9 protein-coding genes are annotated in these 11,702 nt (G+C 67.6%); 4 read left to right on the top strand and 5 right to left on the bottom strand.

Annotated elements, in window-relative coordinates; genetic code table 11:
• Positions 1 to 28 precede the first annotated feature (28 nt).
• Together QYL93_RS02720 and opgC are read left to right on the top strand one after the other, a co-directional pair.
• Positions 29 to 2,152, top strand: coding sequence for a catalase (locus QYL93_RS02720; RefSeq protein ID WP_305742204.1), 2,124 nt, complete (start codon positions 29 to 31; stop codon positions 2,150 to 2,152).
• A 12-nt stretch (positions 2,153 to 2,164) separates the two neighbouring features.
• On the top strand, positions 2,165 to 3,424 hold the full coding sequence (gene opgC / locus QYL93_RS02715; RefSeq protein WP_305742203.1) for an OpgC domain-containing protein: 1,260 nt from the start codon (positions 2,165 to 2,167) through the stop codon (positions 3,422 to 3,424).
• Between the two features lie 16 nt (positions 3,425 to 3,440).
• On the opposite strand, the gene QYL93_RS02710 is transcribed toward opgC, so the two are convergent.
• From QYL93_RS02710 to argH, 4 genes are all read right to left on the bottom strand, one after another.
• Positions 3,441 to 4,295 (bottom strand): SGNH/GDSL hydrolase family protein, encoded by an 855-nt coding sequence (locus QYL93_RS02710; protein WP_305742202.1) that lies wholly within the window; start codon positions 4,293 to 4,295, stop codon positions 3,441 to 3,443.
• Between the two features lie 146 nt (positions 4,296 to 4,441).
• Positions 4,442 to 5,905 carry a diguanylate cyclase domain-containing protein gene (locus QYL93_RS02705; protein ID WP_305742201.1) on the bottom strand — a complete coding sequence of 488 codons (1,464 nt, stop codon included), beginning with the start codon at positions 5,903 to 5,905 and terminating at the stop codon, positions 4,442 to 4,444.
• 41 nt (positions 5,906 to 5,946) lie between these two features.
• Positions 5,947 to 6,933, bottom strand: a complete 987-nt coding sequence (locus QYL93_RS02700; protein WP_305742200.1) for a Bug family tripartite tricarboxylate transporter substrate binding protein — start codon at positions 6,931 to 6,933, stop codon at positions 5,947 to 5,949.
• 395 nt (positions 6,934 to 7,328) lie between these two features.
• Positions 7,329 to 8,798, bottom strand: coding sequence for an argininosuccinate lyase (gene argH, locus QYL93_RS02695; RefSeq protein WP_305742199.1), 1,470 nt, complete (start codon positions 8,796 to 8,798; stop codon positions 7,329 to 7,331).
• 51 nt (positions 8,799 to 8,849) lie between these two features.
• Between argH and QYL93_RS02690 the strand changes: the two genes are divergently transcribed.
• Positions 8,850 to 10,034 carry a sensor histidine kinase gene (locus tag QYL93_RS02690; protein ID WP_305742198.1) on the top strand — a complete coding sequence of 395 codons (1,185 nt, stop codon included), beginning with the start codon at positions 8,850 to 8,852 and terminating at the stop codon, positions 10,032 to 10,034.
• Positions 10,031 to 10,780: a LytTR family DNA-binding domain-containing protein gene (locus QYL93_RS02685; RefSeq protein ID WP_305742197.1), complete on the top strand. Its 750-nt coding sequence runs from the start codon at positions 10,031 to 10,033 to the stop codon at positions 10,778 to 10,780. The genes QYL93_RS02690 and QYL93_RS02685 overlap by 4 nt, the downstream gene beginning before the upstream one ends.
• Before the next feature lie 15 nt (positions 10,781 to 10,795).
• On the opposite strand, the gene QYL93_RS02680 is transcribed toward QYL93_RS02685, so the two are convergent.
• Positions 10,796 to 11,614 (bottom strand): ZIP family metal transporter, encoded by an 819-nt coding sequence (locus QYL93_RS02680; RefSeq protein WP_305742196.1) that lies wholly within the window; start codon positions 11,612 to 11,614, stop codon positions 10,796 to 10,798.
• Positions 11,615 to 11,702 lie beyond the last annotated feature (88 nt).

The following is an 11,702-nucleotide window of genomic DNA, read 5'->3' as shown; positions in this document are numbered from 1 at the left end:
GATCCCAACCCCCATTTCTGGAGCATCCATGGCCAAGTCCCCAGCCATCCGCAACACTGCGGATAAGCCACGTTCGACCCCTACCACCACCCATGCCCCCGACACCCAGCGCGGCAATGGTGACGAATTGCAACAGCAAGCCGGCGGCGATCACCCGGTGATGACAACCCAGCAGGGCATTCCGATCGCCGACAACCAGAACTCGCTGCGCGACACGCCACGCGGCCCCACGCTGCTCGAAGACTTCATCCTGCGCGAGAAGATCACGCACTTCGACCACGAGCGCATTCCCGAGCGCATCGTGCATGCGCGCGGCACGGCGGCGCATGGCTACTTCGAGCTGACCGAGTCGCTGGCCGAGTTCACCACGGCCCGCGTGCTGACCGAAGTGGGCGTGCAGACGCCCGTGTTCACGCGCTTTTCCACCGTGGCCGGCGGCGCCGGATCGGTGGACACGCCGCGCGACGTGCGCGGCTTTGCCGTCAAGCTGTACACGCAGGAGGGCAACTGGGACATCGTGGGCAACAACATCCCGGTGTTCTTCATCCAGGACGCGATGAAGTTCCCCGACCTGGTGCACGCCGTGAAGATGGAGCCTGACCGCGGCTACCCGCAGGCGGGCAGCGCGCACGACACCTTCTGGGACTTCGTCTCGCTGATGCCCGAAACATTGCACATGGTGATGTGGGCCATGAGCGACCGCACCATCCCGCGCAGCCTGCGCATGATCGAGGGCTTTGGCGTGCATTCCTTCCGCCTGGTCAACGCCGAGGGCAAAAGCACCTTCGTGAAGTTCCACTGGCGACCCAAGCTCGGCATCCAGTCCACCGTGTGGGACGAGGCTGTGAAGCTGCAAGCGGCAGACAACGATTACCACCGCCGCGACCTGTTCGAAGCCATCGAAGCCGGCAACTACCCCGAGTGGGACTTTGCCGTGCAGCTGTTCACCGAGGAAGACGCGGCGAAGTTCCCGTTCGACCACCTGGACGCGACCAAGCTGATCCCCGAAGAACTGGTGCCCCTCAAGACCATCGGCCGCATGGTGCTCAACCGCTGGCCCGACAACTTCTTTGCCGAGACCGAGCAGGTGGCCTACTGCCCCGCCAACGTGCCACCGGGCGTGGATTTCTCCAACGACCCGCTGCTGCAGGGCCGGCTGTTCTCGTACCTGGACACGCAGCTGTCGCGCCTGGGCGGCCCGAATTTCGCGCAGATCCCGGTCAACGCGCCCAAGTGCCCGTTCCACAACATGCAGCGCGATGGCCACATGCAGATGCAGGTGCCCAAGGGCCGCGTGAACTACGAGCCCAGCAGCCTGCAGGGCGATACGCCGCGCGCCTCGCTGGCCCAGGGCTTCAAACACTTTGCTGAACGCCCCGCCGACGACGGTGCCAAGGGCCGGGTGCGTGCCGAGAGCTTTGCCGACCACTACAGCCAGGCGCGCATGTTCTTTCGCAGCCAGAGCGAGGTGGAGCAGGCGCACATGGCCTCGGCCATCGTGTTCGAGCTCTCCAAGGTGGCCACGGTGCATGTGCGCGAAGCGGTGGTGGGCCACCTGCAGCATGTGGACGCAGCCCTCGCCCAGCGCGTGGCCGACGGCCTGGGCATGGACGCCCTGCCGCCGGCTCCCGCCACTGCGGTGCAGCCACAGGACCTGCCGCTGTCGCCCGCGCTGCGCATCATCGACCGCATGAAGCCTACGCTGGAAGGCCGCTGCGTGGGCCTGCTGGTGGACGATGGATCCAACGCCAAATCGGTGGCCGCCTTCAAGAAGGCCGTGGAGAAGGCCGGTGCCACGGTGAAGATCGTCGCACCCAAGGTGGGCGGTGCCAAGATGGACGATGGCAGCCGCCTGCCCGCCGATGGACAACTGGCCGGCACGCCGTCCACCGTGTTCGATGCAGTGGCCTCCATCCTCTCGACCGAGATGGGCAACAAGCTTTCTCGCGAGGCTGCAGCCGTGGACTGGTTTCGCGATGCCTTCGGCCACCTCAAGGCCATCGGCGCCTGCCCAGGATCGCAGGCCATCGTGCAGGCCGCCGGCATAGAGCCCGATGCCGGCGTGGTGGACCCCAAGGACAGCAAGGCCTTCATCGCCGCCGCGCAGACACGGCAGTGGGACAGAGAGCCGAAAGTACGCACCCTCGCCTGAGCAACAACCGCCATGCCCCCCGCGCCCGCCCCGTCCCCACGCAGTTGGGAAATCGATGCAGCCCGGGGGCTGATGCTGCTGCTGATGACGGTGACGCACTTGCCCACGCGGTTTACCTCGCCGCTGGGCCAGCCCTTCGGCTTCGTTTCGGCGGCGGAGGGCTTCGTGCTGCTGTCGGCCTACATGGCCGGCATGGTTTACGGCCGGGTGGCCTGGCGCAAGAGCGTGGCCGAGATGCACCACGCCTTCTGGCGCCGGGCCCTCAAGATCTACGCCTGCCATGCGGCGCTGCTGCTGTTCCTGTTCACCGTCATTGCCTTCATCGGCATCCGCATCGAGCAGCCTGCCGTGGTGGACCTGCTGAACTTCTACATCAAGCAGCCGTTCACCGCACTGGTGGGTGGGCTGCTGCTGCTTTATGAGCCGCCGCTCCTGGATATCCTGCCCCTGTACGTGCTGTTCATGCTGGCCAGCCCCTGGGTGATGGTGCTGGCCTTTGTCTGGGGCTGGCGCCCAGTGATGGTGGTGAGCGGGCTGGTCTGGCTGGCGGCTCAGTTCGGGCTGTCGCACTGGGTGTACGACGGTATCAACGCCATCGTGCCGCTGCCCGTGCCCTTCAACGAGATGGGGGCGTTCGTGATGTGGAGCTGGCAGTTCCTGTGGATGCTGGGGCTGTGGATGGGCGCCACGCGCAATGACCCGAATGCGCCGGCGTTCACGTTTCCGCGCTGGTCAGTGCTGCTGGCCCTGGCACTGGCCATTTTCCTGATGGGCTGGCGCCATCTGGTCGGGCAAGTACCGTTCCATCCCGAGGGTCCGTACGCCGGGTTCAACCCCTGGTTCGACAAATGGGCGCTGGGGCCCATGCGCATGATCAACCTGTTTGCGCTGGTGGTTCTTGCCATCCACTACGGCCCTCGGCTGGCCGCCCGCATGCCACGCCAGCGTTGGCTGGAGACGCTGGGATCGGCCTCGCTGCCGGTGTTCTGCGCGCACCTGGTACTGGTGCTCGTGGTGCTGGCGGGGCTGGGGGCGAAGTACGACCGTCCCTGGGGAATGGACCTGGCCCTGCTGGCCGCAGCCTTCGCCGTGCTCTATGCGGTGGCACGCGCCACCTTGTGGCTGGAAAAGAAACCCGGGGAGGACACCACCCCGCCGGCGGTCCTGGCACCCGGACAGAAACGCCCACCCATGTACCCCCCTGCGTCCGCCCGCCAGAGGGCGCAGCCCAAGCCGCGCGACCCGCCGAAGGCCAAGGTCGCGCCCGGTTAAGACAGCTGCGGGGAGCTCAGCGGCCGGTGCTGACCTGGGTGGCCGCCGCGGCTGGTACGGCGACCACCGCAGCCGCAGCGGTTTCTTGGCCCGCCTTGCCACGTGCAGCCTGCAGCGCGGGCTGGCCACTGCCCACATAGTCCGCGATCACCGAGCGCCACAGCCGGTAGCCGGCATCGCTCATGTGAAGGCGGTCCGGTCCGAAGAGCTCGGCACGGGGCGCGCCCTGCGGGTCGAGCATGGGCGTGAAGATATCGATGTAATCGCTGTTGGGCAAGCTGCGCACATAGCCTGCAAGCAGGGCATTGGCCTCGCGGGCCTTGGGCATCAGCTCGGCGCGCAAGGGGCTCGGTTTGATGGAAATATAGGCAATGCGCGTCTCGGGCAGTTCGGCGCGCACGGCGGCCACGAAGCCCTCGAAGCTCTCGAGCACCTGCTGGGGCGAGCGGCCTTCGGCCAGGTCGTTGTCCCCTGCGTAGACGAACACCTGGCGCGGGCGGTACTGCAGCACCAGCTGCTTCACGAAATACTGGCAGTCGGCCATGGTGGAACCGCCGAAGCCGCGGTTGATGACCACCGGCACGTCGCGAAAATCCTGCGGCAGCTGCGTCCAGAATCGGATGGTGGAACTGCCCACGAAGAGCACGCCATCCTCGGCAGGGGCCTGGGCCTTGTCGGCCGAGGCAAACGCATCCATGCTGGCTTGCCACCGCGCATAGTGGGAGGCGGACGACGACTGCGTCGTCTTGGACCCGGGCGCCGAACCCGCGGCTCCCACGGGCGCAGGGTGCACCGCAGCAGTGCTCGACAGCAGCACCCCCGACAGCGCAAGGCGCCGGGCGAGTTTGGAAAGGCGGGGAAATCGCTTCATGGCATGGATTCCAGGAAGTGGGACATCGTTATCAGATGGGGCCATTTTCGGCAATTTCACCGCAGCCACCCCATGTTTTACAACTTCGGCTGGCCCGTCATGCCAATCCAGCCATGGGCACTGCCACAGCCATCCGGATGGATGGTTCACGGCATGGTGGAGCTGTTCTGCGGCTGCGTCGCATAGGTGTGCAGCTCGGCCGGAGCGGCCAGCGTGGCCTTGCCCTTGCCGGTGCGCTTGCTGGCATACAGCGCCTGGTCGGCCCGGTCGATCAGCGCCGGGAGAGCCTCGGCCGCGTCGCCCTGGAACACAGCCACACCGATGCTGACACCGATGCGCACATGCTCGCCGTTGTCCAGGCCGATGGGTGCCAACATGTCCAGGATGACCCGCTGGGCGATTTCCATCGCGGCCTGCGGCGAAGTCACCGCATTCAACACCAGTGCGAACTCGTCGCCCCCCAGCCGTGCAGCCGTGTCATTGCCACGGGCCAAGCCCGCCAGGCGCTGGCCTACCCGCACCAGCACCTGGTCGCCGCTGCCGTGGCCCATGCTGTCGTTGATGGCCTTGAAGCCGTCGAGGTCCACCAGCAGCAGCGCGCCGGCGCGGCGATCGCGGTAGGCGGCCAGCACGGCCTGGGACAGGCGGTCATCGAACAGGCGCCGGTTGGGCAGCCCCGTAAGGCGATCGTGGCTGGCCAGCGCCAGCACGAGCTGGTGGGCCCGCACCAGCCAGGCACTGAGCAGGCCCAGAAGCAGCGCGAAGACATACGACAGCGTCACCACAAGGGCGGGCGCGCTGCCGGCGGACTTCCAGCCACCCACCGGCACGGCACCCAGGATCCAGTTGCCCCCTCCGGGCAGGGGCACGTCGAGCGTGACCGGGTTTTCGTCAAACAGACCGGCGCGGCCCACGAACACTGCCCCCTGGGCGCCCATGGCGTCAAGACCGCGCGCAGCGACCTGAAAGCCCATCTGTTCGGTGTTGAGCCCCACGTCGGTGAACAGGGTGTCGGCATTAACGGCCAGCGACACAATGCCCCAGAAACGCGGCTCGGCCACAGAGGCGGTGCCGGGCACGCTGGACAGGTACACCGGCGTGCGGCTCACGATGCCCAGCCCGCCCTGCACCAGCGGGATCGGCCCGGCCACCACCGTGCGGCGGGTCTGGATGGCGCGCTCCACCGCGCCGCGCTGCTGCGGGTTCTCCAGGTAGCGCAGGCCCAGGGCCTTCTCGTTGCCCAGGCGCGGGTAGATGTCGCTGATGACGTTGTCCGGCGCCAGCGCCAGGTTGCGGATGTTGCGCTGGCTCTCCAGCAGCCGCCCCACCACCGAGGCGAAGATCTCGGGCGACATATGGCCCTGGGCGGCCACGAAGGCGGCCACGGTCTCGGGTACCGACAGCGTGCTCTGCAACTGGCGGTCCAGCCGGTCGCGGATCTCGAGCAGATGGGTCTGCCCGCGGGCCACGATCTCGGTGCGCGCCTTGGTGTGCGAGATGTCGATCACCACCCAGGCCAGCAGCATGGCCAATGCACAGCTGCCCAGGCCAACGATCAAGGGCAGGTAGCGGGACCGGAGCCAGTGGGCGGGCAGGCGGGCGGCAGGCATGGAGGGGTGGAGGCGGTGCCTACCTGCTCAGGCAGGACGGATTACTGGGCCACAAAGCCGGTGTCCTTGATGATCTTGGTCCAGGCGGCGGTATAGGCCTTTTCGCGCGTGGCGAACTGCGTGGGCGACATATGGCCCACGGTCAGGCCCATGGCCGTGAGGTGGTCGCGCACCTCGGGCATGGCGATCACCTTGGCCACGGCGTTGGAGAAATCCGTGACGAACTTCTGCGGCGTGCCGGTGGGGGCATAGATGCCGTAGTAGGGCAGGTCCTCGAAGCCCTTGAGGCCCAGTTCGTCGAAGGTGGGCACATCGGGCATGGCGGCCTGGCGGGCCTTGCCCAGCACGGCCACCACGCGCACCTTGCCAGCCTTGTGGTTCTCGATGAAATCGGGGATGGAGGCCACGCCGGCACCGATCTGGTTGCCCAGCATGTCGGCCATCATGGGCGCACTGCCGCGGTAGGGTGCCGACACCAGGTCGATGCCGAACTTGCCGCCCACCAGCTTCACCAGGAATTCCGGGGTAGATGCCGGGGCAGGGATACCCACGGCGCCCTTGCCGCCACCGGCGCTCTTGACCCAGCTGACGTACTCGGCAAACGACTTGGCGGGCGTGCCACCCGAGACGGCGAAGGCATTGACGAAGGTGGCGATGCCGACCACTGGGATGAAATCACGCGCGGGATCGAAGCCGGCGTTCTTCACCACCTGGGGCAGGATGGAGATGGTGTGGTCGTGGGTAAGAAACAACACCGTGCCATCCGCCGGGCCGGCCTTGAGGGTCTGGGCGGCGATCTGCCCGCCTGCGCCGGGCTTGTTCTCGACCACCACCGAGGTGCCGAGCTCGTCCTTGAGCTTTTCGGCCAGGGTGCGCGCGATGGCATCGGTACCACCGCCAGCAGGGAAACCCACCAGCAACCGGATCGGCTTGGGCTGGGCCGATGCCAGGCCTGCAGCCGCAAGGCCCAGGAGCAGCGCACCGGTGCGCAGGGTATTGACGAGAAGGCGGCGGCGAGGCGAGGTCATGCGAGGGCTCCAGCGGATAGGTAATTAGAACGTGTTTACGATCTTTATGGGGCCGCGCATGAGCCTTGCCGGGATGGGGTGCAAGGCGCGGTGCGCAGTTGATAGCTCGGCTATCAACAAGCGCCGCAAGGCAGCAGACCGCCCGGCAAGGCACTTGCCCGAAGGGTTGGGGCGAAATCGGGCGATTGGACGCTCCGGCTGCTTGCATGGGCATGAGCCCATGCGGCGCACCCGAAGCATCCACTCATCCCGATTGCGCCCCAACGCGGCCCCATAAAGATCGTAAACACGTTCTTAGATGCAACAGGCGAGGATCGTAGCCCCACGCTGCTGCGCTGTCATGCACCGCCGGTAGGCGGTTACCTCACCATGCAAGAAATACACCCAGCCAGGAGTTACGCCAGCCGTGCGCGATGGCGCGCCAACTGCGCGCGCACCTGTGCAGGCGCGGTGCCGCCCAGGGTGTTGCGCGCATTGAGCGAGCCGCGCAGGCTCAGCGCGTCGAACACGTCCTTCTCGATCTGCGGGTGAAAGCCCTGCAGCACGGCCAGCGGCAGCTCGGACAGGTCCACCTGGTGCGAGACGGCGGCCTTCACGGCATGGGCCACGGTTTCGTGGGCGTCGCGGAACGGCAGGCCCTTCTTGACCAGGTAGTCGGCCAGGTCGGTGGCGGTGGCGTAGCCCTTGAGCGCGGCCTGCTCCATCGCAGGCGCGTTGACGGTGATGCCGCCCTCTTTCTTGCCCGTGGCGGGGTTGAGTTGGCCGCCGACCATCTCGGCGAAGATGCGCAGCGTGTCCTTGAGCGTGTCCACCGTGTCGAACAGCGGCTCCTTGTCTTCCTGGTTGTCCTTGTTGTAGGCCAGGGGCTGGCCCTTCATCAGGGTGATCAGGCCCATCAGGTGGCCCACCACGCGGCCGGTCTTGCCGCGCGCCAGTTCGGGCACGTCGGGGTTCTTCTTCTGCGGCATGATGGAGCTGCCGGTGGTGAAGCGGTCGGCGATCTTGATGAAGCCGAAGTTCTGGCTCATCCAGATGATGAGCTCTTCGCTCAGGCGGCTCACGTGCACCATGCACAGGCTGGCGGCGGCGGTGAACTCGATGGCGAAGTCGCGGTCGCTCACGGCGTCCAGGCTGTTCTGGCACACGCCCTGCATGCCCAGGGTGCGCGCCACGCGCTCGCGGTCCAGCGGGTAGGTGGTGCCGGCCAGCGCGGCGGCGCCCAGGGGCAGCACGTTGACGCGGCGGCGCACGTCGGCCATGCGCTCGGCATCGCGCGCGAACATCTCCACATAGGCCAGCATGTGGTGGCCAAAGCTCACGGGCTGGGCCACCTGCAGGTGGGTGAAGCCCGGCAGGATGACTTCCACGTTCTGCTCGGCCACGTCCACCAGGGACACCTGCAGTTCCTTGAGCAGGTCGGCGATCAGGTCGATCTCGCCGCGCAGCCACAGGCGCACGTCGGTGGCCACCTGGTCGTTGCGGCTGCGGCCGGTGTGCAGGCGCTTGCCGGCATCGCCCACGAGCTGGGTCAGGCGCGCCTCGATGTTCAGGTGCACGTCTTCGAGGTCGAGCTTCCATTCGAAGCCGCCGGATTCGATTTCCGTGCTGATCTGCGCCATGCCGCGCTCTATCGATGCATGGTCCTCGGAGCTGATGATGCCCTGCGCGGCCAGCATGTCGGCATGCGCCAGGCTGCCCGCGATGTCGGCCTGCCACAGGCGCTTGTCGAAGAAGACGCTGGAGGTGTAGCGCTTGACCAGGTCGCTCATGGGCTCGGAAAACAGCGCCGACCAGGCCTGTGCCTTGGTGTCGAGCTGGTTGTGGGAGGGCGCGGACGGCGCGCTATTGGCTTGGCTGTTGGACATGGGAGGGCAATAATCCGGTAGTTCTGACACCCGGAACACCCGGATGCCGCAATGCAAAACACCCAAATTTTATCGACCCCGCCTCCCGACGCCGAATCGGACCCGTCCAGAGGCCCTTCGCGCAGTGGCCAGCCCCCTGCCGGAAGGGCGCTGGTGTTCGACGCCTGCCAGGTTGGCGTGGTGCTGCGGGCCGTGCTGTTCGTCGAGGTCGTGGTGGGCGTGGGCACCCTGTTCGGCGCCCAGAACCCGGCACAGTGGCTGGCCAGCATGGCCCTGGTTACGGGCGGCGCCCTGCCGGCCACGCTGGCCTGGCTGATCACGGCCTGCAGCTTGAAGACGGTGCTGCAGAACCTGCGCACCGGCCCGCAGTATGCGGCCGGCGTGGCCCTGGGGGCACTGGCCGGCCTGTACGCCTGCGCCATGCTCACGCTGGCCGGCGTGGCCGAGCGCTCGCCCTGGGTGGCCAGTGCCGCCACGGGGGCCCTGCTCGCGGCCCTGCTGGTTGCGGCCCTGGTCCTGCGTGCGCGCGGGCGCACCCCGGCGGCCACCACGGCACGCCTGACCGAGCTGCAGTCGCGCATTCGCCCGCACTTTCTGTTCAACACGCTCAACAGCGCGATCGCGCTGGTGCGCAAGGAGCCCGCCAAGGCCGAATCGCTGCTGGAAGACCTGAGCGACCTGTTCCGCGTGGCGCTCGTCGAGCAGGGCGAATCGACCACGCTGGCCGAGGAGATCACCCTGGCGCGCCGCTACCTGGGCATCGAGGAGGTGCGCTTTGGCAAGCGCCTGCAGGTGCAGTGGAGCCTGGACCCGCGCACCGACAGCGCCCGCCTGCCGCCCCTGCTGCTGCAGCCGCTGGTGGAGAATGCCGTCAAGCACGGCGTGGAACCCAGCCCGCGCGGCGGCAAGCTCAAGGTGATGACCGAGCTGCGCGGCAACCGCGTGGTGGTACGCATCACCAACACCCTGCCCGCCAGCGACATCCGCTACCACGACGTGCCGCGCGGCCACGGCATCGCCCTGGCCAATGTGCGCGCGCGCCTGGCCCTGCTGCATGATGTGCAGGGTGAATTCAGCGCCGGGGTGCTCGATGGCCTCTACCAGGTGCGCATCTCCCTGCCCGTGCAGGGTGCACCGGCCCGCGTATCCCGGCGCCCGAGGCGGCATGGCCGGCCCGCGACGTCCCCCTCCTCTACCCCGCCTCCTTCCGCTCCTACCCGCAATGCCGCGCCATGAACATTCTCATCGTTGACGACGAAGCCTTGGCCCGCAGCCGCCTGCGCACCCTGCTGGGCGACTGCGCCGAGACACTGCACACCACCGTGTCCGAAGCCGGTAATGCCGGCGAAGCCATGGCGTTGCTGGGGCCCACCGGGGGCAGCGCCTTCGACCTGGTGCTGCTGGACATCCACATGCCAGGACAGGACGGCCTGGGCCTGGCGCACGCCCTGCAGGCGCTGGCGCGCCCACCGGCCGTGGTGTTTGTGACCGCGCATGCCGACCATGCGGTGAATGCCTTCGAGCTCGATGCGGTGGACTACCTGACCAAGCCGGTGCGGCGCGAGCGCCTGCAGCAGGCCCTGGCCAAGGTGCAGCGCACCACCCGCCCCACGCACAGCCCGGTGGCCCCTTCGGCCGCCGATGGCGAGGCGCTGGTGATTCAGGACCGGGGCCGCACCGAACGCCTGCCGCTGGCCGAGGTGCTGTATTTCAAGGCCGAGCAGAAGTACGTGACGGTGCGCACCGCCACGCGCAGCTACATCATGGACGGCGCGCTGAGCGAGCTGGAGGCGCGCTACCCCACGCGCTTCCTGCGCATCCACCGCAATGCGCTGGTGGCCCGGCGCGCCGTGCGCGCCCTCGAAAAGCACTACGACCCCGAGGAAGGCGACGGCTGGGCCGTGCGCCTGCAGGGCATGACGGAGGTGCTCACCGTCTCGCGCCGGCAGGTGGCGGCCGTGCGCGAGGAATTGGCGCGGTAGCCCGCTCAGGCTTCTCTAATGCGCATGGGCCGCGCCGCTGACGAGGGTAACGATGACCATGCCGGCAATCAGCCAGGCGATCTGCGCCACGGTTTCGCGCGCGGACAGGCGCTTTTGCAACTGGGGAATCAGGTCGGCCAGGGCGACGTAGATGAAACTGCTCGATGCCACGGCCAGGAAGTAGGGCAGCAGGTCCTGCAACTGCCCCACGAGGTAGTAGCCGACGATGCCGCCCAGCGCTGTGACGGCGCCCGCCAGCGACACCTTGACCAGCGCCATGCGCCGGTTGGGGCTGGTCTGGCGCAGCACCACGAGGTCGCCCATGTGGTGCGGCACCTCGTGCGCGAGCACCGAGACGGCGGCGATCATGCCCAGCCGGATGTCGGCCATGAAGGCCGATGCGATCAGGATGCCGTCACCAAAACAGTGCACGCTGTCGCCCGTGAGCACGGCCCAGCCGCCCGTGCGCGGGGCGTGGTGGTGATCATGCCCATGGGCATGGTCGTGTTCTGCGTGCAGGGTCGGGTCCGGCGCCGCGTGGCTGTGCTCATGCCCGTGGTGCCAGAGCTCCGCCTTGTCCAGCAGGAAGAAGAAGACCACGCCGATCAGCAGCGTGGCGAACAGGTCATGCGCTCCGGCCTGGCTCTCGAAGGCCTCGGGCAAGAGGTGCATGAAGGCGGTGGCCAGCAGCGCGCCGGCCGCCAGGCTCAAGAGGTGCTGGGGCCCCACGCTGTCCGTGCGGCCGCCAAGGCCCATGCGCATGAGCAGCGCGGCCAGCCACACGCTGCCGATGCCGGCAGCCAGGGTGGCCAAAATGATTGCTATCAGAGTCATGGCTTTACGTGCCCGTCCATTGAGCGAGAGGGATTGATTTTTGTGTCAATCGGGTGGCACCACGGGCTCAAAAAAAGCCGCCCCTTGA

The sequence above is a fragment of the Acidovorax sp. A1169 genome, assembly GCF_030704685.1.
Lineage (GTDB): Bacteria > Pseudomonadota > Gammaproteobacteria > Burkholderiales > Burkholderiaceae_C > Acidovorax.
This window is presented reverse-complemented; position numbering and strand designations above follow the sequence as displayed.

What these genes read in the sequence shown, in the direction of transcription:
- QYL93_RS02680 (WP_305742196.1), bottom strand. Translation starts at nt 11,614, where the DNA reads ATGACTCTGATAGCAATCATTTTGGCCACCCTGGCTGCCGGCATCGGC.
- QYL93_RS02720 (WP_305742204.1), top strand. Translation starts at nt 29, where the DNA reads ATGGCCAAGTCCCCAGCCATCCGCAACACTGCGGATAAGCCACGTTCG.
- QYL93_RS02710 (WP_305742202.1), bottom strand. Translation starts at nt 4,295, where the DNA reads ATGAAGCGATTTCCCCGCCTTTCCAAACTCGCCCGGCGCCTTGCGCTG.
- QYL93_RS02685 (WP_305742197.1), top strand. Translation starts at nt 10,031, where the DNA reads ATGAACATTCTCATCGTTGACGACGAAGCCTTGGCCCGCAGCCGCCTG.
- QYL93_RS02700 (WP_305742200.1), bottom strand. Translation starts at nt 6,933, where the DNA reads ATGACCTCGCCTCGCCGCCGCCTTCTCGTCAATACCCTGCGCACCGGT.
- argH (WP_305742199.1), bottom strand. Translation starts at nt 8,798, where the DNA reads ATGTCCAACAGCCAAGCCAATAGCGCGCCGTCCGCGCCCTCCCACAAC.
- opgC (WP_305742203.1), top strand. Translation starts at nt 2,165, where the DNA reads ATGCCCCCCGCGCCCGCCCCGTCCCCACGCAGTTGGGAAATCGATGCA.
- QYL93_RS02690 (WP_305742198.1), top strand. Translation starts at nt 8,850, where the DNA reads ATGCAAAACACCCAAATTTTATCGACCCCGCCTCCCGACGCCGAATCG.
- QYL93_RS02705 (WP_305742201.1), bottom strand. Translation starts at nt 5,905, where the DNA reads ATGCCTGCCGCCCGCCTGCCCGCCCACTGGCTCCGGTCCCGCTACCTG.